The 21,104-nt window shown below is 42.6% G+C and carries 20 protein-coding genes and 1 tRNA gene; 20 read left to right on the top strand and 1 reads right to left on the bottom strand.

Annotation, left to right across the window (positions count from 1 at the left end; translation table 11 throughout):
• Positions 1-60: 60 nt before the first annotated feature.
• From CJ483_RS07185 to uvrC, 4 genes are all read left to right on the top strand, one after another.
• Positions 61-834: an electron transfer flavoprotein subunit beta/FixA family protein gene (locus CJ483_RS07185; protein WP_120033528.1), complete on the top strand. Its 774-nt coding sequence runs from the start codon at positions 61-63 to the stop codon at positions 832-834.
• A 28-nt stretch (positions 835-862) separates the two neighbouring features.
• Positions 863-1,843: an electron transfer flavoprotein subunit alpha/FixB family protein gene (locus tag CJ483_RS07180; protein ID WP_120033526.1), complete on the top strand. Its 981-nt coding sequence runs from the start codon at positions 863-865 to the stop codon at positions 1,841-1,843.
• A 216-nt stretch (positions 1,844-2,059) separates the two neighbouring features.
• Positions 2,060-2,374, top strand: coding sequence for a thioredoxin (trxA, locus tag CJ483_RS07175; protein WP_120033524.1), 315 nt, complete (start codon positions 2,060-2,062; stop codon positions 2,372-2,374).
• Positions 2,375-2,468: 94 nt separating this feature from the next.
• A complete protein-coding gene (gene uvrC / locus CJ483_RS07170; protein ID WP_120033522.1) occupies positions 2,469-4,256 on the top strand; it encodes an excinuclease ABC subunit UvrC in 1,788 nt (595 codons plus the stop codon).
• 70 nt (positions 4,257-4,326) lie between these two features.
• On the opposite strand, the gene CJ483_RS07165 is transcribed toward uvrC, so the two are convergent.
• On the bottom strand, positions 4,327-4,752 hold the full coding sequence (locus CJ483_RS07165; RefSeq protein ID WP_120033520.1) for a YslB family protein: 426 nt from the start codon (positions 4,750-4,752) through the stop codon (positions 4,327-4,329).
• A gap of 284 nt (positions 4,753-5,036) precedes the next feature.
• On the opposite strand from CJ483_RS07165, the gene CJ483_RS07160 reads away from it, so the two are divergent.
• The 16 genes from CJ483_RS07160 to lonB all read left to right on the top strand — a co-directional run bounded on the left by CJ483_RS07160 (position 5,037) and on the right by lonB (position 20,972).
• A complete protein-coding gene (locus CJ483_RS07160) occupies positions 5,037-5,645 on the top strand; it encodes a succinate dehydrogenase cytochrome b558 subunit (RefSeq protein WP_120033518.1) in 609 nt (202 codons plus the stop codon).
• Positions 5,646-5,700: 55 nt separating this feature from the next.
• Positions 5,701-7,461, top strand: a complete 1,761-nt coding sequence (sdhA, locus tag CJ483_RS07155; protein WP_120033516.1) for a succinate dehydrogenase flavoprotein subunit — start codon at positions 5,701-5,703, stop codon at positions 7,459-7,461.
• 2 nt (positions 7,462-7,463) lie between these two features.
• Positions 7,464-8,231: a succinate dehydrogenase iron-sulfur subunit gene (gene sdhB / locus CJ483_RS07150; RefSeq protein WP_120033514.1), complete on the top strand. Its 768-nt coding sequence runs from the start codon at positions 7,464-7,466 to the stop codon at positions 8,229-8,231.
• 65 nt (positions 8,232-8,296) lie between these two features.
• Positions 8,297-8,746 (top strand): acyl-CoA thioesterase, encoded by a 450-nt coding sequence (locus tag CJ483_RS07145; protein ID WP_120033512.1) that lies wholly within the window; start codon positions 8,297-8,299, stop codon positions 8,744-8,746.
• A gap of 144 nt (positions 8,747-8,890) precedes the next feature.
• Positions 8,891-9,115 carry a helix-turn-helix domain-containing protein gene (locus tag CJ483_RS07140; protein ID WP_041097586.1) on the top strand — a complete coding sequence of 75 codons (225 nt, stop codon included), beginning with the start codon at positions 8,891-8,893 and terminating at the stop codon, positions 9,113-9,115.
• A gap of 551 nt (positions 9,116-9,666) precedes the next feature.
• The gene (locus tag CJ483_RS07135) at positions 9,667-10,116 is read left to right on the top strand and encodes a MarR family winged helix-turn-helix transcriptional regulator (RefSeq protein WP_120033510.1); all 450 of its coding nucleotides are present in this window, start codon (positions 9,667-9,669) and stop codon (positions 10,114-10,116) included.
• Positions 10,117-10,126: 10 nt separating this feature from the next.
• A complete protein-coding gene (racE, locus tag CJ483_RS07130) occupies positions 10,127-10,927 on the top strand; it encodes a glutamate racemase (protein ID WP_120033508.1) in 801 nt (266 codons plus the stop codon).
• A 109-nt stretch (positions 10,928-11,036) separates the two neighbouring features.
• Complete coding sequence (locus tag CJ483_RS07125; RefSeq protein ID WP_120033506.1) at positions 11,037-12,083, top strand: GerMN domain-containing protein; 1,047 nt, start codon at positions 11,037-11,039, stop codon at positions 12,081-12,083.
• Between the two features lie 169 nt (positions 12,084-12,252).
• Positions 12,253-13,014, top strand: a complete 762-nt coding sequence (gene rph / locus CJ483_RS07120) for a ribonuclease PH (protein WP_120033504.1) — start codon at positions 12,253-12,255, stop codon at positions 13,012-13,014.
• The gene (locus CJ483_RS07115) at positions 13,011-13,619 is read left to right on the top strand and encodes an XTP/dITP diphosphatase (protein WP_120033502.1); all 609 of its coding nucleotides are present in this window, start codon (positions 13,011-13,013) and stop codon (positions 13,617-13,619) included. Before rph ends, CJ483_RS07115 begins: the two co-directional genes overlap by 4 nt.
• Positions 13,616-14,125 (top strand): metallophosphoesterase family protein, encoded by a 510-nt coding sequence (locus tag CJ483_RS07110; protein WP_120033500.1) that lies wholly within the window; start codon positions 13,616-13,618, stop codon positions 14,123-14,125. The genes CJ483_RS07115 and CJ483_RS07110 overlap by 4 nt, the downstream gene beginning before the upstream one ends.
• Before the next feature lie 284 nt (positions 14,126-14,409).
• A tRNA-Arg gene (locus CJ483_RS07105) sits at positions 14,410-14,486 on the top strand.
• A 224-nt stretch (positions 14,487-14,710) separates the two neighbouring features.
• The gene (locus CJ483_RS07095) at positions 14,711-15,688 is read left to right on the top strand and encodes a tetratricopeptide repeat protein (protein WP_120033495.1); all 978 of its coding nucleotides are present in this window, start codon (positions 14,711-14,713) and stop codon (positions 15,686-15,688) included.
• Positions 15,689-15,831: 143 nt separating this feature from the next.
• Positions 15,832-17,118, top strand: a complete 1,287-nt coding sequence (gene tig, locus CJ483_RS07090) for a trigger factor (RefSeq protein WP_120033493.1) — start codon at positions 15,832-15,834, stop codon at positions 17,116-17,118.
• A gap of 645 nt (positions 17,119-17,763) precedes the next feature.
• Positions 17,764-19,026 (top strand): ATP-dependent protease ATP-binding subunit ClpX, encoded by a 1,263-nt coding sequence (clpX, locus tag CJ483_RS07085; RefSeq protein ID WP_120033491.1) that lies wholly within the window; start codon positions 17,764-17,766, stop codon positions 19,024-19,026.
• A 275-nt stretch (positions 19,027-19,301) separates the two neighbouring features.
• Positions 19,302-20,972, top strand: a complete 1,671-nt coding sequence (gene lonB, locus CJ483_RS07080; protein WP_120033489.1) for an ATP-dependent protease LonB — start codon at positions 19,302-19,304, stop codon at positions 20,970-20,972.
• Positions 20,973-21,104 lie beyond the last annotated feature (132 nt).

The raw sequence follows: 21,104 nt of genomic DNA, 5'->3' as shown, positions 1-21,104 counted from the left end.
TCGAAAAAATATTTTCAATTTTTCAAATGAACAGAAAAGAATAAAGCGGGAGGGGAAATTATGAATATTTATGTACTTCTAAAAAGAACTTTTGATACCGAAGAGAAAATCAGTGTGGTAAATGGCCAAATTCAAGAGGACGGAGCAGAGTTCATCATCAATCCGTATGATGAGTACGCCGTTGAGGAAGCGATTCAAATTCGCGATGACAAAGGCGGTGAGGTGACGGTTGTTTCCGTCGGCAGCGAGGAAGCAGAAAAACAGCTACGGACCGCATTGGCAATGGGAGCTGACAAAGCCGTATTGATCAATACGGAAGATGATGTCGAAAGCGGCGATCAATATACAACAGCAAAGATCCTAGCTGAGTTTTTGAAAGACAAGGAAGCAGACTTGATTATCGCAGGAAATGTGGCGATCGATGGTGGCAGTGGGCAGGTGGGCCCGCGAGTAGCTGATCTGCTTGGCATTCCTTATGTGACCACAATTACGGATATTAAAATCGAAGGTGAAAGCGTTCACATCGTTCGTGATGTAGAAGGAGATTCCGAGAAAATTCAAACAACACTGCCATTGCTTGTAACGGCGCAGCAAGGGTTGAATGATCCGCGATATCCTTCACTGCCAGGGATCATGAAAGCGAAAAAGAAGCCACTTGAGGAGCTGGAGCTGGACGATTTGGGTCTTGATGAGGACGATGTAGAAGCAAAAACGGAAACCATTGACGTCTTTTTGCCGCCGAAAAAAGAAGCTGGTCGCATTTTGGAAGGGGAATTAAACGATCAGGTGCAAGAGCTTGTAAGTTTACTGCATAACGAAGCAAAGGTCATTTAAAGGATAAACTGGACAGGAGGGGATCAACATGTCAAAAAAAGTATTGGTATTGGGAGAAGTACGTGATGGGGCACTAAGAAACGTTTCGTTTGAGGCGATTGCAGCAGGTAAAAAAGTTGCACAGGGTGGCGAAGTTGTCGGGGTGCTGATAGGGGAATCGGTTAGCAGTCTTGCGGAGCAGCTTATTCAATATGGAGCAGACCGTGTGGCCACCGTAGAAAACGAAAAGTTAGCACAATACACATCGGACGGTTATTCGCAGGCATTGCTTGCGGTTGTGGACCGGGAAAATCCAGAGGCTATTATCTTTGGCCATACGGCACTTGGGAAGGATTTATCGCCGAAAATTGCATCAAGACTCCAGGCAGGGTTAATTTCTGATGCAACGGCAGTTGAAGAAGAGAGCGGAGAGGTTATTTTTACCCGTCCGATTTATTCAGGGAAAGCCTTTGAGACAAAAAAAGTGAGCGAAGGGCTTGTGCTAGCTTCTGTACGTCCAAACAATATTTCGCCCCTTGAGAAGGATGAATCCCGTTCAGGAGATGTCTACCCTGTCACTGTAGACATTACAGACATTCGCACCGTTATTCAGGAGGTCGTTCGCAAAACGTCAGAAGGCGTTGATTTATCAGAAGCAAAAGTAATTGTTGCTGGCGGACGCGGTGTCAAAAGTGAAGAAGGCTTTAAGCCGCTGCAGGAGCTGGCTGATGTGCTCGGCGGAGCGGTCGGTGCTTCCCGCGGCGCATGCGATGCGGACTATTGCGACTATTCACTGCAAATTGGACAGACAGGGAAGGTTGTTACGCCTGACTTGTACATTGCCTGCGGAATTTCCGGAGCGATCCAGCATTTAGCCGGTATGTCCAATTCAAAAATTATTGTTGCGATCAACAAAGATCCAGAAGCTAGTATTTTCGGTGTAGCCGATTATGGCATTGTCGGTGATTTATTCGAAGTGGTACCGATGCTGACAGAAGAATTTAAAAAGTTAAAGGTAGCTTCCTCTTGATTAGCTAAACAAAGAGCTGATGCTTTAAGCATCAGCTCTTTGTTTGTTCTTTTATGATAGGCTTTCAATTTGCGGTAAGATATTCTTATACAAGCTGGTAGAACAGGAGTAGAGGCACTTCAAAAGGGGAAAATAAAATGTAAAGCAAAAAAATAGCATCCAATTATAATCGGTGCTATACTGACCATAGTATACGTAACTTTAGGAGGGTTTTTGATGGCAATTGTAAAAGCGACTGACCAAAACTTTAATAACGAAACAGCTAGCGGCCTTGTGCTGGCAGACTTCTGGGCTCCATGGTGCGGACCATGTAAAATGATTGCTCCTGTATTGGAAGAACTTGATGCAGAGTTAGCCGACAAAGTAAAAATTGTAAAAATTGACGTAGATGAAAACCAAGAGACAGCTGGAAAATACGGTGTGATGAGCATTCCAACACTTATTTTGTTTAAAGACGGCCAGCCTGTTGATAAAGTGATCGGTTTCCAACCGAAAGAAGCATTAGCAGAATTAGTAAACAAACATGCTTAATTTAATTACAAAAAACCGTCTTCTGTCTGGGACAGAAGACGGTTTTTTGTACAAATAAAGTGATTGAACAAAAACTCGTCCGGGAGGTGGGAGAATGAATCTAACTATTAAAAATAAACTGGCGCTGCTTCCGGACAAACCCGGTTGCTATTTAATGAAAGATCGCCAAGGAACCGTTATTTATGTAGGGAAAGCCAAAGTGTTAAAGAATCGTGTCCGTTCCTATTTTTCCGGCTCGCATGATGCAAAAACGCAGCGACTCGTTAGTGAAATAGAGGACTTTGAATACATTATTACTTCATCCAATCTCGAAGCCCTCATCCTTGAGCTAAATTTAATTAAAAAGCACGATCCGAAATACAATATCATGCTGAAGGATGATAAAAGTTACCCATTTATCAAACTAACAGCGGAGAAACACCCGCGTCTTATTATCACTAGAAAGGTGAAAAAAGATAAAGCGAAATATTTTGGTCCTTATCCCAACGCTTATGCGGCTAATGAGACAAAAAAGCTGCTTGACCGCTTGTACCCGCTTAGAAAGTGTATCAACTTACCGGATAGAGTGTGTCTGTATTATCATATGGGCCAATGCCTTGCTCCTTGTGTGAATGAAATAACAGATGAGCAGTATAAAGAAATGACGAATGAGATTGTCCGTTTTCTAAATGGAGGGCATCAGCAGGTAAAAGAGCAGCTGACTGCAAAAATGCATGAAGCAGCTGAAAACCTGGAATTTGAACGGGCAAAGGAGTTCCGGGATCAAATTGCTCACATTGAGGCCACGATGGAGAAGCAGAAAATTAATACGACAGATTTTACAGACCGGGACGTATTTGGCTACGCTGTCGATAAAGGCTGGATGTGTGTGCAGGTGTTCTTTATCCGCCAAGGAAAGTTAATCGAGCGCGATGTGTCCTTATTTCCTATTTACGATGAACCAGAAGAAGAGTTTTTAACTTATCTCGGACAATTTTATGATCAGCCAAATCACTTTAAACCGAAAGAAATTCTTCTGCCTGAAAAAGTAGATGAGGCACTCGCTGAGCAGTTAATTGAAGTGAAAATGATTAAGCCTCAAAGAGGAAAGAAAAAAGAGCTTGTTCATCTAGCAGCAAGCAACGCCCAAGCGGCTCTGGCAGAAAAGTTTGCGTTGATTGAACGAGATGAGGAACGGACGATTAAAGCGGTGGAACAGCTGGGAAGGATAATGAATATTCACACACCGCTCCGCATTGAGGCGTTTGACAACTCAAATATCCAGGGAACAGATCCAGTCTCGGCCATGATTGTGTTCATTGACGGCAAGCCGGCCAAAAAAGAATATCGCAAATTCAAAATTAAAACCGTTCATGGACCGGATGATTATGCCTCGATGCGTGAAGTGATACGCCGCCGCTATAGCCGGGTGCTAAAGGAAGGGCTTCCGCTTCCAGATTTAATTATTATTGATGGTGGAAAAGGGCAGATTGAAACAGCAAAAGATGTCTTGCTTAATGAATTAAATTTGGATATTCCGGTTGCCGGCCTCGCAAAGGATGATAAACACCGGACGTCACAGCTTCTTTATGGGTCACCGCTCTCCGTTGTACCACTTTTGCACAATAGTCAGGAATTTTACTTATTACAGCGTATTCAGGATGAGGTTCATCGTTTTGCTATTACCTTTCACCGCCAGCTTCGTGGAAAGGGAACATTTCAGTCCATTTTAGATGACATTACTGGAATAGGGCCGAAGCGTAAAAAACAGCTATTAAAACATTTTGGTTCCGTGAAGAAAATCAAAGAAGCAACGAAGGAGGAACTGCGGGCTATCGGTATTCCCGAGAGAACCGCGGAGGATCTTCTTGAGCAGTTGCAGAGGAAAAACGAAGAAAAGTAAAGAGGTAAGGCTGTCCAAACGAAGAGAAACGGTCAATTGTAGGACAGCCTTTTTATGATGCCTTAAAACCTTATTCCCATTTTACAATGAGCGTGACTTTTTTCGTCCGTTTTTGTATATCAACGACTGATTCCGCCTCAGCCTGTTCGTTGGAGGAGATCTGTTCAGCTAAAAATCCGCTTTCAAGAGAGAAGGAGGGCTCGGATTGAACAGAAAATCTCCTTTCAATGAAAGGGCCGCTCAGTTCAAAAGTTTTTTCCCGTTTTGCTTCTTTTAAGAGGGTAAGCGTCCCCCAGCCAGCCTCTTCAAAAAAGGAGCAAAGGTCTTCGCTGTTTTGGCAAGGAAACTTTCTAGCAAGTGATTTACCTGCCCAGTAAAGAATTGGACCAGCCTCTTTTCCGAGCACATCTGCTAATAGAGCATCCCTGATTAATTCATAACCGAAAATAGGCACAGAGAGGCTTTTTGTCTCTTGTTGATCGAGTTGATTTGTCAATTTTTATCCCCACTTTCTGTTATCCATTATATACAACAGTTGGAAGAGAAAAAAGGAATTTATTAGCTTAGTATTGTGATATAATAAATCTCTAAAGAAAAACAAAAATACTGAAGAAACATTCAGTTTTGGTAGCTTTTTTACAATATAAAAAGAGCACACCTGTCCTTGACGCTTCATATGGATGAGAGTAAAATGGTCTTGTCACAAAATAGTTACAATATGAAGCTTTGCCGAAAGAAGAGAGGATTTGTCGGATGCTTCAAGATTAAGGGGGGTAAAACATGGCTGACAACCGAGAATTTTTTTATCGCAGGCTGCACTCATTGCTTGGTGTCATACCTGTAGGGTTGTTCTTAACGCAACACTTAGTCGTAAACCACTTTGCAACAAAAGGCGAGGAGGCATTTAACCAAGCTGCCGGTGTTATGGAAGGTTTGCCATTCCGTTATTTATTGGAAACATTTGTTATTTTCCTACCACTGTTATTCCATGCTATTTACGGATTGTATATTGCTTTTACAGCGAAAAACAACATTGGCAGATTCGGCTATTTCCGGAACGTTATGTTCTTCTTGCAACGTGTATCTGGTGTGATTACGCTTGTATTCATTGCGTGGCACGTATGGGAAACAAGAATTCAGGCGGCCCTTGGCGCTGAAGTGGATTTCCAAATGATGGCGGATGTATTTTCTAATCCATTAATGATTGGTTTTTACATAATTGGTGTCATCTCAACTGTATTCCACTTTGCTAATGGTCTGTGGTCTTTCAGTGTAAGCTGGGGAATTACTGTTTCTCCTCGTTCACAGCGCATTATGACATATGTCACAATGGTTATTTTTGTTGCGCTTTCTTATGTAGGTGTTAGTGCAATTCTTGCGTTCGTATAAGTAAGTTCTTGAATTAAGTTAAGTTTGGATTTGGGAGAAAAAGGAGTGAGTCTCAATGAGTAATGGAAAAATTGTTGTAGTCGGCGGCGGATTGGCCGGTTTAATGGCTACAATTAAAGCAGCAGAAGCAGGAACACAGGTTGACTTGTTTTCTCTAGTTCCCGTTAAACGCTCCCACTCTGTATGCGCGCAAGGCGGCATTAATGGTGCGGTTAACACAAAAGGTGAGGGCGATTCACCTTATATTCACTTTGATGACACAGTTTATGGCGGCGACTTTTTAGCGAACCAGCCACCTGTAAAAGCAATGGCAGAGGCTGCGCCGGGCATCATCAATTTAATGGACCGTATGGGAGTTATGTTTAACCGAACTCCAGAAGGATTGCTTGACTTCCGTCGTTTCGGCGGTACGCAGCATCACCGGACAGCATTTGCTGGAGCGACAACAGGCCAGCAGCTTTTATATGCATTGGACGAGCAGGTTCGACGCTTTGAAGTAGCAGGACTAGTTACAAAATATGAAGGATGGGAATTCCTCGGTGTAATTCTTGATGACGAAAACATTTGTCGTGGGGTCGTTGCTCAGAATTTACGGGATATGCACATCCAATCATTCCCTGGTGATGCCGTTATCATGGCTACCGGAGGGCCTGGTATTATTTTTGGTAAGTCTACGAACTCTGTTATTAATACAGGGTCTGCAGCTTCTATCGTTTATCAGCAAGGTGTAAATTATGCAAACGGCGAATTTATCCAAATTCACCCAACAGCTATTCCAGGAGACGACAAACTTCGTCTTATGAGTGAATCAGCACGCGGAGAAGGCGGACGGATTTGGACATATAAAGACGGTAAGCCATGGTACTTCTTAGAAGAAAAATATCCGGCATATGGAAACCTCGTACCACGTGACATTGCGACACGTGAAATTTTTGATGTGTGCGTAAATCAAAAACTTGGTATTAACGGAGAGAACATGGTATACCTTGATCTTTCTCATAAAGATCCGCATGAGCTTGATATTAAGCTTGGCGGTATCATTGAAATTTATGAAAAGTTTATGGGTGAAGATCCACGTAAAGTACCAATGAAAATCTTCCCTGCTGTTCACTATTCAATGGGTGGACTATGGGTGGACTATGAGCAACAAACAAATATTCCTGGTTTATTCGCAGCTGGTGAGTGTGATTACTCACAGCATGGTGCGAACCGCCTAGGTGCGAATTCCCTTCTGTCTGCTATTTATGGCGGAATGGTTGCCGGTCCGAATGCGGTAAAATACATTCATGGATTAGAAAAATCAGCGGATGCCATTTCTTCCTCTGTTTTTGATAGATATGTGAAACAAGAAGAAGCAAAATGGAATGATATCATGTCCTTGGACGGCAAGGAAAATGCCTACTTGCTTCATAAAGAGCTCGGTGAGTGGATGACAGCCAATGTTACAGTTGTCCGCTACAATGATAAGCTTAAAGAAACAGACAATAAAATTGTTGAGTTGATGGAACGATATAAAAACATCAATATTAACGATACAGCGAAATGGAGCAACCAGGGCGCGGCCTTTACACGTCAGTTGAAAAACATGCTTCATCTTGCCCGTGTAATTACAATCGGAGCTCTTAACCGCGATGAGAGCCGTGGAGCTCACTACAAGCCGGACTTCCCGGATCGTAATGATGAGGACTTCCTGAAAACAACAATGGCAACATTTAAAGGGGAGAACCAAGCTCCTGCTTTCCATTACGAAGAGGTAGATGTTTCCTTGATCCCTCCACGCAAACGTGACTATACGAAAAACAAGGAGGAGAAATAAAGATGAGTGAAAATAAAACAGTTCGCTTTATTATTACTCGTCAAGACGCACTGAATTCGGCTCCGTATGAAGAAGAATTCGTTCTCCCATATCGTCCGAATATGAACGTTATTTCAGCGCTCATGGAAATTCAGCGTAACCCGGTTAACGCTAAAGGTGAGAAAACAACACCGGTTGCCTGGGATATGAACTGTCTTGAAGAAGTCTGTGGTGCTTGTTCAATGGTTATTAACGGTAAGCCGCGTCAAGCTTGTACAGCTTTGATCGATAAGCTGGAACAGCCTGTTCGCCTGGCGCCAATGAGCACATTCCCGGTTGTTCGTGATTTACAGATTGACCGGGAGCGCATGTTTGATTCAATGAAACGAATCAAAGCTTGGATTCCAATTGATGGCACGTACGAACTTGGACCTGGTCCGCGTATGCCAGAAAGAAAACGCCAGTGGGCATATGAGCTATCTAAATGTATGACTTGCGGTGTTTGTTTGGAAGCATGTCCGAATGTAAACAGCAAATCTGACTTTATCGGTCCTGCATTCATTTCTCTTGTTCGCTTATTCAATTCCCATCCAACTGGTGCAATGAATAGAGATGAACGATTGAATGCATTAATGGGTGATGGCGGCTTGCAAGATTGCGGAAACTCTCAAAACTGTGTGCAGGCATGTCCAAAAGGAATTCCTTTAACGACATCCATTGCAGCAATGAACAGAGCAGCTACTGTGCAATCTTTCCGTAACTTCTTCGGAAGCGATCATCAAGTAGATTAATTGACTCCAGCCTTCAGCTGTTTCAGCTGGAGGCTGTTTTTTTGTAGAACAAAGGGGGAACAGTGATGAAGAAGTTTTCTTATATTGAAGATTTTGAACAGTGGCAAAAAGAATTCAGCTTTTTTCATCCAATCAAAGTGCGCTTTTCCGAAACTGATATGTTTGGTCATTTAAATAATACAGTGCCGTTTGTTTATTTCGAAGAAGCGCGCATTGAGTTTTTAGCAGCTAAAGGCTTGAAGGATGAATGGCTTAGCCAAAAAAGTGAAAGCATTCCGGTTGTCGCTGATTTACAATGTGATTTTTTAGAACAGGTATTTTTTGGCGAGAAGTTATCCATCGGTGTCAAAGTAGATAGTTTTGGACGTTCTTCCTGTGATATTCATTACAAAGGGACAACAGAAGACGGAAGAGTGTGCTTTGTCGGCAGAGGAACGCTTGTGCAAATTTCTCCAAAGACAGGCAAAGCGATTTCATTCACAACAGAGTTAAAGGAAAAATTACTCGGCCAGTAACCCGATAGAATGATAAAAATAAAAATAACAGGGAATTTTGTGACTCCACTGTCAATTCTCTGTTCCCTCACATATGATACCGTAACGGCCGTTCCATTGATTAAGTGATCAGAAGCTGGCGGAAGCGAGGAGGGTACATGTCAAGTGAGGGAGCATCGCTTTGATCGTAAACCGCTATTAACAAAGAGAGAAAAAGAAGTATTTGAATTGCTCGTGCAGGATCGGACTACAAGAGAAATCGCTGAGGAACTATTTATCAGTGAAAAGACGGTCCGCAACCATATTTCAAATTCCATTCAAAAGCTCGGGGTGAAAGGACGGGCGCAGGCAATCGTTGAATTGCTCAGGATGGGTGAATTAAAGCTTTAAGAAGACAGATGGCGTCCGCTGGACCGCCATCTGTTTTGCCTTTGCGTAAAGCGGCTGTTTTAAAAATATGATCGATAATAAAGCAGCATTCAATTGATAGAATGGCTGCATAAAAACTAGTTAGGGGACCAAAAAGATGTTGATTGCCAGTTTTGCCTCATGCTGTTCGGCTTTATAAGGGCCTATCTATGCTATCGTTAGGAAAACCATCGGATGAGCGGAAAAGCTTAATGAATATCACACCCATTCCTCCGATGAAAAAGGAATAATCGAAAAAAATCTGTCCTTTAATAAAGGGAGACCATAAGTCGCTCCACATAAAATAAACCATGTGGCTATAAAGCTAGTTATTTTTTTAAGGATCATTCTCCCTCTCCTCATACTGTGATTTCCATTTAATGAAGAATAAGTATAGTGAGGTAATTGTTATAGCTTGCGTTTTTATGCCTTCTTTACCTTGCATTTTACAAGGAAAAAAGCGAAAATAAACAGGTAAATGAGTTTTTAGGTGTGGTTTTGAAAAAGGGAACGATGAGTAAGGAGTGCAAAACATGGAAGCAGATTTTGAGCAGTCGCTCGACTTCGTCGCGGATATTGAAAAAGAATTACGATACATAAACGGGATTATTAAACAAAAAGGCCGAGAAATATTAAGTGATTACAAGATTACTCCTCCTCAGTTTATTGCTTTGCAATGGTTATTTGAAGAGGGAGATATGACCATTGGAGAGTTGTCCACAAAAATGTTTTTGGCTTTTAGTACAACGACAGACTTAATTGACCGAATGGAGCGAAATAAGCTTGTTGAACGGGTCAAAGATATGAATGATCGCCGGATTGTCCGCATTCATCTGCTAAAAGAAGGTGCGAGCATGATTGAAGAGGTAATAAAGAAGCGCCAGTTGTATGTCCAGCAGATTTTACAAGATTTCAGTGAAGATGAAATCTTGTCTTTAAAAAGCAACCTAGAGAAAATGCATCAGGAAATGAAAGTAAAATGAGGCGAGAAAAGTGAATAGACCGATCGGTGTAATTGATTCGGGAGTAGGCGGCCTGACGGTAGCTAAAGAGATCATGCGCCAGCTTCCAAATGAAACGATTTATTATACGGGAGATACTGCCCGCTGCCCGTATGGTCCAAGGCCGGCAGAGGAAGTTAGCGAATACACTTGGGAGATGACCCGTTTTTTAATAGAAAAGAAGATCAAGATGCTTGTTATTGCGTGTAATACGGCTACGGCGGTTGTGCTCGAAGAAATTCGGACAGCCTTGTCCATTCCAGTTATCGGTGTGATTCACCCAGGAGCAAGAGCGGCTATTAAGCAGACGAGAAACGATCAGATTGGCGTGCTCGGAACGATAGGGACGATAAGAAGCGGTGCTTATGAAAAAATGCTTACTTCGATAAATAAAAAGGCGATTGTTACTTCCCTCGCCTGTCCAAAATTCGTTCCTCTCGTGGAAAGTGGGGAATACAAGGGACCAATGGCTGAAAAGGTTGTGGCAGAGACGCTGACTCCTTTGAAAAATACTAATATTGATACGGTGATTTTAGGATGCACTCATTATCCTCTGCTCGAACCGATTATAGCTAAGTCTCTTGGTGACCGGGTACAGGTTATTAGTTCAGGGGAAGAAACGGCTCGTGAGGTAAGTGCTATTCTTGATTATAAAAAGCTGTTGGCCAAGGACACTCCTCGACTGCCACATGTTTTTTATACAACAGGCTCGAAGGAGTTATTTTACGAAATTGCTTCTGATTGGCTGCAGGAAAAGGAATTACACATCGAAGCGATCCGCTTAGGCAACTAAGCGGTTTTTTTGTTGTCTGTGCTGGTAAGAATAGAAGATTTGGCCAAGCCGGTTCTAAGTTTTCGAAACACCCGTATATTTAGTACAAACAGTTTTAGGAGGGGTAGTTATGCGAAAAAAGAAAACGGCAGCAGTGGCAGTCATTTTGATTTCTTCCGTTTATACAGCTGGCTGCGGATTATGGCCTGAAGAGAAAAAGGAAAAAATTGATCCTCCGCAATCCGTTGTTTATACGGACAGCTTGTCCGGTGAAGAGGGACAGAAAGCCGCGCAGAAAAAAGATATGGTCATGACAGAGTTATACTTAATCGATAAGAATGGCTATGTGGTTTCCCAAACGATGCCGCTTCCAAATACAAAAAGTTTGGCCAAGCAGGCGCTGGAGTATCTGGTAGCAGAGGGGCCTGTATCTAACAGTATTCCCAATGGTTTTCGGGCTGTTTTGCCAGCCGGTACACAAGTGAAGAGCGTAGACATTAAAGAGGGAACTGCAACAGTTGACTTTTCACCTGAATTTAAAGAATATGACGAGGCAGATGAAGAAAGAATTGTTCAATCCATTGCTTGGACATTAACACAATTTGATTCAGTGGAGAGGGTCAAGCTACAGGTGAACGGACAATCGCTTTCAGAAATGCCAGTTGGAAAGATGGCGCTTGATGAAGAGGGACTGACGCGGCAGGCTGGGATTAATATAGATACATCAGGAGTGGTTGACATTATCAATACAAGACCAGTAACTGTATATTATATGGCTCAGGAAGGAGAAGGCTATTATTACGTGCCTGTCACCAAACGTGTAAGTAATGCGGAAGAAGATCAAATTACCGCTATCGTTAAGGAGCTGGCAAAGGGGCCGCGCGCCAATTCAGGTCTTGTAACAGAGTTCTTACCGGAGGCTGAATTACTAGAAAAGCCTGTAATTAAAGAGGGGCGGGTTACCCTGAATTTCAATGAAGCCATTCTTGGGAGCTTTGAAAACAAAATGGTATCCGAGCATATATTAAAATCACTCGCTTTGTCTTTAACGGAAGGAACTCAAATTGAGAGTCTGGCTCTTCAAGTCGGCGGCAGTTCTAATATTACGACTGAACAAGGAAAGCCGCTGAGCAGCTCCGTAACACGGCCGGATGTGGTAAATCCGGTTGATTTGTGAAAGGCTCCCTTCCCTTTAACAGACCGTATATGCAAGTGACTTTTCTGATAATCATCTATCTAACCGTCTGCTGTCAGAGGGCTTAGGTGAATGATTTCTTTTTTATGTCTGAAAGAAAAGTGCTACTATAGGAAGATGCGGACCAAATGAAATAACGGAGGGAATTAGGATGAGATTTGATGGAAGACAAGCGCATGAATTGAGAGATGTACATATCGAGACTAATTATTTGAAACATCCAGAAGGATCAGTGCTAATCCAGGTTGGTGACACAAAAGTGATTTGTACAGCGAGCATTGAGGAGCGTGTGCCTCCATTCATGAGAGGAAGCGGAAAGGGCTGGATTTCCGCTGAGTATTCTATGTTGCCGAGGGCCACTGGACAACGAAACATTCGCGAATCCTCCAAAGGAAAAGTATCGGGAAGAACAATGGAAATTCAGCGCCTGATTGGTCGTGCCCTTAGAGCGATTGTAAATTTAGAAGTGATTGGCGAGCGGACCGTTTGGGTTGACTGTGATGTGATTCAAGCAGATGGCGGTACGCGGACAGCTTCTATAAGTGGAGCCTTTGTCGCTTTGACTCTCGCTTTAAATAAGTTGTATGAGGAAAAAGGATTGCCATCGTTTCCGGTTACCGACTTTCTTGCAGCGACAAGCGTGGGAATCGTCCAAGAGCATGGACCTGTGTTAGATTTAAATTATATAGAAGATAGCCAGGCGGAAGTAGACATGAACATAGTGATGACTGGCAGCAATGAATTTGTGGAATTACAAGGAACAGGAGAAGAAGCGACGTTTTCTATTAATGATCTACAGCAGCTTTTGGAGCTTGCCCAAACAGGAATAACGAGCTTGTTTACTATTCAATCAGCCGCTTTAGGAGAAATTGCCGGGAAAATCGGCAGTCAGGCAAAAGGAGCAGCGGAATGAAAACAGTAATTATAGCAACCAAAAACAAAGGAAAAGCAAAAGAGTTTTCAAGTTTATTTGCAGATTACGGGATGGAAGTAAAAACGCTGATTGACTATCCGGCGTTAGCTGATGTGGAAGAAACAGGTGAGACTTTCGAGGAAAATGCCATCCTGAAAGCAAAAACAATATCGAATGAGACGGGACAGCTTGTTATTGCCGATGATTCGGGGTTAAGTATCGACGCACTTGAAGGCCGTCCGGGCGTATACTCCGCACGCTATGCGGGTGCCGATAAGGACGATGAAGCAAATATTCAAAAAGTGCTTGCTGAGCTTCAAGGACTGCCGATGGAAAAACGAACAGCCCGTTTTCATTGTGTATTGGCGATTGCCCGTCCAGGCAAAGAAACGGTAACGGTATCAGGAACGTGTGAGGGCAAGATCACAATGATGAAAAAAGGGGAAAATGGCTTTGGGTATGATCCGATCTTTTGGCTGGAGGACTTTGAGAGAACAATGGCAGAATTGCAGCCGGAAGAGAAAAACAGCGTCAGCCACCGTGGAGTGGCTATGAGGAAATTGGGAAGAATGCTTCCAGAACTGATTGGTGGTGAAACTGGATGAAGGCATTAGTAGTGAGTGATAGTCACGGGTGGAGCGAAATTTTGGCAGAGATAAAACAGCGCTATGAAGAAGAAGTGGATGTCTTCATTCATTGTGGAGATTCTGAGCTTAGCGCTGATGATCCTGCTATTGAAGGCTATCTTGTTGTGAGAGGCAATTGCGATGCCGAAGAAGAATTTCCATATGATGTAGTAGAGGGAGTCAAGGGCAAGAGAATATTTATTACTCATGGCCATCGTTATGATGTAAAGATGTCCCTCATGAAATTAACTTATAAGGCACAGGAATATGGAGCAGATTTAACCTTTTTCGGCCACTCTCATATATTAGGAGCAGAAAAGATTGGTGGCACCCTCTTCTTAAATCCAGGGAGCATTGCGATGCCGCGCGGCCGGCGTGAGAAAACGTATGCTCTTGTAGAAACGGACAAGCAGCAGGCTGTGATCCGCTTTTTCGATGACACCCATCGGGAATTGACAGAGCTAAGTTGTACATTTTCATTTTAAAAAGTAGGTAGGTATACTTTGCTGGCTTTTCTGTATACAATAAAAGCAGTTATCAGGCGTTTATCCATGGACTTTTTTCATTGGCCGGTTCTATACTCTTGAAAGAAGCGGTCCGGAAAGCTTGATCTTCGCTAACTTTTTGGACCGAACTTCTCTTTTTCATGCAGAATAAGTTTTTTCTATACAATAAAAGAAAAAATTATCAAAAACGCATTGACAATTTTTTTATGGGTTGTTATTATAGTAAATGTCTTACATAACTAGTTCAAAATTTTTTAGAAATTGTCCCAGTAGCTCAGCTGGATAGAGCAACGGCCTTCTAAGCCGTCGGTCGGGAGTTCGAATCTCTCCTGGGACGCCATACATAAGTAAACCAACCTTCCAGGCAATTGCTTGGAAGGTTTTTATTCTGGAATTTATTTTATTATTCTTGCGTGTGTCTCTTATTTTAAGGTGAATGGAACTTTGCTCCTTCGCTCCTGGCTTTTTTTTTCGAAACAGACATGCTACACTTACAGAAATACAGAAAAAGGAATGAAAGCAGCTGCTGTTTTCATAGAGCTAAAGACAATCGGGTGACTGACTATGAAGAAAAAAAAGTGGGATAGAAAAGGAAATGTATTTATTTTTCCAGGAACAGCTCAAGCGCTTATTCAAAAAGGACGAGCGGCACTTGAGAAGAAAGACTATGATGAGGCGGCCTCCTTTTTATCGGAAGCGTTAAAATATCCGCTTGCTGAAGAAGGAGACGTAAAGACAGCCCTTTTATTAGCGCTATACGAAAGCGGCCGTTACGAAAGGGCCTTGGAATTATGCAGTGACATGCTTCATAAAGGTCTTGGGGACTATTATGATGTACTAGATATTTATGTACTCATTCTTATGCAGCAAAAACAATACAATACTATTTTCTCCACGCTGTCAGCTCTCATGGAGGAAAAGCAGCTGCCAGAAAACAAGCGAGACTATTTCGGTAGGCTGCTTGAATTGAGCCAAAAGATGATGGATTCTCCTGAAACAAAGTGGGAAATGTTATTTACTGGCGAAGAAAGCTTACGTGAACAAACGTTGAAATTAATGGAGCTTGCCCATGTAAATATTCATCCATATTATAATGAGCTAAAAGCAATGCTCGAGAAAGAGGATGCCCATCCTTTTCTGCAAACGCTCGTTCTCAATGTGTTAAAAGAGCATGGGATTGAAAAGATGGTCACGGTGAAGAAACTCTGTTTTGTGGGAACGGTTATTCCAGCGCAATTGGTAGATGCCTTTGAGAAGGATTATTTTAAACAAGTGGTTTCTTTTCTTGAGGAAGAGCTGGCCGATAAGGACCCTGTTCAACTGGAGCAGGCGAAAGAAATGGTAAAACGCCATTTTTTTCTTCTATATCCGTTTGAACCGGAAGAAATTTCTCCTGCGGGATGGGCAAAAGCATCGCTCTATCAGCTACGCTCATATTATGAAGGCGCAGGGGTGGTAAAGGAAAATGAGCAGGAAGAGGATGTGCAGCTGAGCCTTAATTTTATAAGAAAACTAGATGAAATTTCTTCACCGATCATGTAGGCTTTTGGTTGAAAGAGAAAAAACGTATGGTATAATGTAAAGGTCATAATGTGTCCTTTTTGTGTAAGATAAATATACATAGGGCGGCCGAACAACTTATAATGTTCATGATGATCAATTTATAGATTTTTGGAGGGAACTTTATGTCTGCTAAATGGGAAAAGCAAGAAGGGAACCAAGGGGTTCTAACAGTAGAAGTAGATGCGGAAACAGTAAACAACGGTTTAGATGCCGCATTTAAAAAAGTAGTAAAGAATATTAACGTACCTGGTTTCCGTAAAGGAAAAATGCCACGTGCTTTGTTTGAAAAGCGCTTCGGTGTAGAGTCTCTTTATCAAGATGCACTGGATATTATTCTTCCAGAAGCATACGGGAAAGCAGTTGAAGAAGCAGGAATCGATCCTGTTGACCGTCCTGAGATTGACATTGAGCAAATGGAAAAAGGCAAAGAGCTAATTTTCAAAGCGACTGTTACAGTAAAGCCTGAAGTAAAGCTTGGCGAATATAAAGGGCTTGAAGCAGAACAGTTAAGCACAGAAGTAACAGATGAAGACGTTCAGGAAGAACTGACTGCTCTGCAAAAGCGTCATGCTGAACTTGTTGTAAAAGAAGATGGCAAAGTAGAAGATGGCGACACTGTTGTCCTTGACTTTGAAGGTTCTGTTAATGGAGAAGTGTTTGAAGGCGGTACAGCAGAAAACTATTCTTTAGTAATCGGCTCTGGCACGTTTATTCCTGGGTTTGAAGAGCAGTTGATCGGCGTAGCTTCTGGTGAAGAGAAAGAGGTAGAAGTTACTTTCCCTGAAGAGTACCATGCAGAAGAGCTTGCAGGCAAACCAGCTGTATTCAAGGTGAAAATTCACGAAATCAAAGCACAAGAGCTTCCTGAACTGAATGATGAATTTGCAAAAGAAACAGATGAAGATGTGGAAACACTTGATGAATTGAAAGCGAAAATCCGCACTCGCCTTGAAGAGCAAAAGAAAACAGCTGCAGAACAAACACTTCGTGATACGCTTGTAGAAAAAGCAGCTGCGAATGCTGAAATCGATGTACCAGAAGTGATGGTTGAAAATGAAATCGACCGCATGCTTCAAGAGTTCACACAAAATCTTTCAATGCAAGGAATGAACCTTGACCTGTATTATCAATTCTCTGGTCAAAGTGAAGCAGACCTTCGCGGACAAATGAAAGAGAATGCAGAAACACGCGTACGCACAAGCTTGACGCTTGAAGCGATTGCAGATGCAGAAAACTTAGAAGCAACGGAAGAAGATACAGAAAAAGAATTAAGCAAAATGGCAGAGCAATTTAATTTGTCCGTAGAAGATATCAAAAAAGCATTGGGCAACTTAGATGGCATGCAGGCTGACTTGAAAATTCGCAAAGCAATCGAATTTCTTGTGGAAAACAGCAAAACTAGTGCATAATAATAGATAAAGGTAGACAAGGCGCGAACTGCTCGTGCCTTGTTTTCTACCTACTTGTTTTACTATCATACATATGAATTCTATAGGGATAGGGAAATAACAAGCTGCAATGATACTCTTTGCAGCGTTTGATTTCATCTTCCTAAATAGATAAAGCTTGACAAGAAAATGTGAAAAAATGTTTTAGTAATAGTCAAGCTGGTAACACATTATATATACAAAAGACCTTTTGTTTTTTGAACAGAGAAAAATGTGGTACAATGCAATACATAACTTTTTTACAAAGAGCCAACGGCGCTCGTTCAGTATGTGCGTTGATGCTTGTAGCTGAACAGGGGAAGAGAGAATAATTACCTGTCCCGCCGCAGTAAACCGTTAAAGCTGGATAGGGCAAATAAACAGCGAAGCGTGCCTGTTAGAGAAGAGAAACAAATGTCGTTTTCAAAAAAAGACGTCTGTTTACTCTGAAGGAATGGAGCGTTGCAGCTGGACACGAAAAGCAGAAGGCGCTCGATTAGTGTGATAACGGATTAGGGCTCTGGATGAGGAGTCGCTTTTCAGACTCCGACAGAGGGAGCGAAATCAGTGTACGCGCTAGCGCCTGTAGCTGGACAAGCGATTATTATTTATAAGGGGTGAAACACATTGTTCAAGTTTAACGATGAAAAAGGACAGCTAAAATGTTCTTTCTGTGGTAAAACACAGGATCAAGTGCGCAAACTTGTAGCTGGTCCCGGTGTATATATATGTGATGAGTGTATCGAGCTTTGCACTGAAATAGTGGAGGAAGAGCTTGGCACTGAGGAAGAAGTAGAATTTAAAGATGTACCAAAGCCGATGGAAATTCGTGATATTTTAGATGATTATGTTATTGGGCAAGAACGTGCTAAAAAGTCGCTCGCTGTAGCTGTTTATAATCACTATAAACGTATTAATTCCAACAGCAAAGTGGACGATGTTGAGCTGGCTAAGAGTAATATTTGTTTAATCGGGCCAACAGGAAGCGGGAAAACGCTCCTTGCTCAAACGCTTGCACGTATTCTAGATGTTCCATTTGCGATTGCTGATGCTACCTCTTTAACAGAGGCAGGCTATGTGGGGGAAGATGTGGAAAATATTCTTCTCAAACTGATCCAAGCGGCTGACTATGATGTGGAGAAAGCAGAAAAAGGCATCATTTATATCGATGAAATTGATAAAGTGGCACGTAAATCTGAAAATCCGTCCATTACGCGTGATGTTTCCGGTGAAGGTGTACAGCAGGCTCTTTTGAAGATTTTAGAAGGAACTGTGGCAAGTGTCCCTCCACAAGGTGGACGAAAGCATCCTCATCAAGAATTTATCCAAATTGATACGACAAACATTCTTTTTATTTGCGGGGGAGCATTTGATGGAGTGGAGCAAATTATTAAACGCCGCCTTGGCCAAAAGGTCATTGGCTTCGGCTTTGAAACGAAGCAGGAAGAAGCGGCAGATGGCTCTCTTTTATCTAAATTAGTACCGGAAGATCTTCTTAAATTTGGACTGATCCCTGAATTTATTGGTCGTCTTCCAGTTATTGCGAGCCTTGAGCAGCTTGACGAAGAAGCGCTCGTTGAAATTTTAACGAAGCCAAAAAATGCGCTCGTTAAGCAATATCAAAAAATGATGGAACTGGATGAAGTCGACCTTGAATTTGACGAGGGAGCACTTCGTGAGATTGCCAAGAAGGCGATCGAACGCAAAACAGGTGCCCGTGGGCTCCGTTCCATTATTGAAAGCATCATGCTCGATGTGATGTATGACTTGCCTTCTCGAGAGGATATTAAGACATGTGTCATCACAAAGGAGACTGTTCTTGACAATGCTGCACCAAAATTGCTTGGAGAAAATGGACAAAAGATAGATTTGACGAAAACATCCGCTTAAGCAGGGAAGCACCAGGCGAAAAGTAAGAAAAAAATAAACTAAATGAAAAAACAGGACAGCTTAGGATGAGAAGGCTGTCCTGTTTTTTCCGTGGAGAGAAGAACTTCCGGATGAATTGCTGTTTATGAGTATCAAAATGAGGCGATACTGGCGAATAAGAAAACGGTTGATTAACAATTAAAGGGAAGCAGTCGAATGAACAGAAGACCGTAAACCTTTGGAGAAAAGTCAGCCGTCTATGCAGGGTTCACTTTGCTGGTATGGGAGGATACGATATGAATTGGACAGCAATTGCAATCGCGGGTCAGCTTGTGTTTGGGCTGATTATCAGTCTTTATTTTCTCACGATGCTCAAAAAACAGCATACGAGCAGAATAACGATTGACAAGGAATCGAAAAAGGAAATGGAAGCTATGGGAAAAATGCGGGCAATTTCTTTGACAAAGCCGCTTGCTGAAAAAATCCGTCCGCAAAATTTTTCAGATATCATTGGTCAGGAAGAAGGCATTAAAGCATTGCGAGCAGCTCTTTGCGGCGCCCATCCACAGCATGTCATCATTTATGGGCCGCCGGGAGTGGGGAAAACAGCAGCGGCCCGTCTCGTGCTTGAGGAAGCAAAAAAGAATAAGCGCTCTCCGTTTGCTCCGTCTGCAGTGTTTGTGGAACTGGATGCCACTACAGCCCGGTTTGATGAGAGAGGCATTGCCGATCCGCTTATCGGCTCTGTACACGACCCGATATATCAAGGGGCTGGTGCTCTGGGGCAGGCAGGTATTCCTCAGCCTAAAAAAGGGGCAGTAAGCAATGCACACGGCGGTATTTTGTTTATTGATGAAATTGGGGAATTGCACCCTATTCAGATGAACAAGCTATTAAAAGTGTTAGAGGATCGAAAAGTACTTCTTGAGAGCGTGTACTATAGTGAGGAAAATGATAATATTCCAAGACACATCCATGATATTTTTAAGAAGGGACTGCCAGCGGATTTTCGATTGATTGGTGCAACGACTAAACAGCCCGAGGAAATCCCAGCTGCCATTCGTTCTCGCTGTCAAGAAGTGTATTTCAATGAATTAGATAATAAACATTTAACAGATATCGCTCGTAAAGCTGCCGAAAAGGCGGGGATGAATCTCTCTGAAAAAGGACTAGCTCTGATCGCTGGGCATACCCGTAACGGCCGGGAAGCTGTAAACCTTGTACAGATGGCTTCCGGCCTAGCGATGATGGAGAATCGAAAAGAAATATACAATGAGGAAGTGGAATGGGTGATCCGCTCAAGCCGACTAGCACCAAAATGGGAATCGCGGATTCCTGAAGAGTCAAGAATTGGTCTGATTAATGGACTAGCTGTAACCGGGCCAAACAGTGGAGCTCTTCTCAGTATTGAGGCCGCTGTTCTTCCTGCGGCAGACAAAGGGACAGTAACAGTGACTGGGATTGTTGAAGAAGAAACATTCAACCAGCCAGCAAAATCAATCAAACGAAAGAGCATGGCCAAAGGGTCAGTAGACAATGCGGTGACCGTTCTAAAATCGCTGGGTGTGCCGGTGGAGCAGTTTGATATTTTTGTTAACTTTCCCGGAGGCATGCCTGTAGATGGCCCGTCTGCCGGAGCGGCGATAGCACTATCCATTTATTCAGCAATATACAATCATCCGGCGGATCGAACAGCAGCGATTACGGGAGAAATCGGCCTCCACGGGCAGATAAAACCGGTCGGGGGCGTTTTACAAAAAGTGATAGCCGCTAAAGAAGCGGGGGCAAAAAAGGTGCTTTTTCCAAAAGAAAATGACACACTTCTTTTACAGAAAGTGGAAGGGGTGGAGCTCATTCCAGTTTCCCAGCTTAAAGAAGCATTTGATCATTTCTTTGATAAGCAGGCAGAACAGAAAGGACTCGTTCAGCCGGGGAATATTTTATCGAAGGAAAAGAAATCAATATAGCATAGCAGAAGAAAGGCTGCCTTATAAAGTGATCATTTTTTTACTTTTAAGGCAGCCCTGTTGTTTGTTTTCTGCCAAAGTGAGGAATAGGTAAAAAGACGGGAACGTGATATCCCGTTCAATAATGGACAC

The sequence above is a fragment of the Bacillus sp. PK3_68 genome (assembly GCF_003600835.1).
In the GTDB taxonomy this organism is placed as follows: Bacteria; Bacillota; Bacilli; order Bacillales; family Domibacillaceae; genus Pseudobacillus.
Note: the sequence above shows the minus strand (reverse complement) of the source record. Positions and strands in the feature narration are given on the sequence as shown.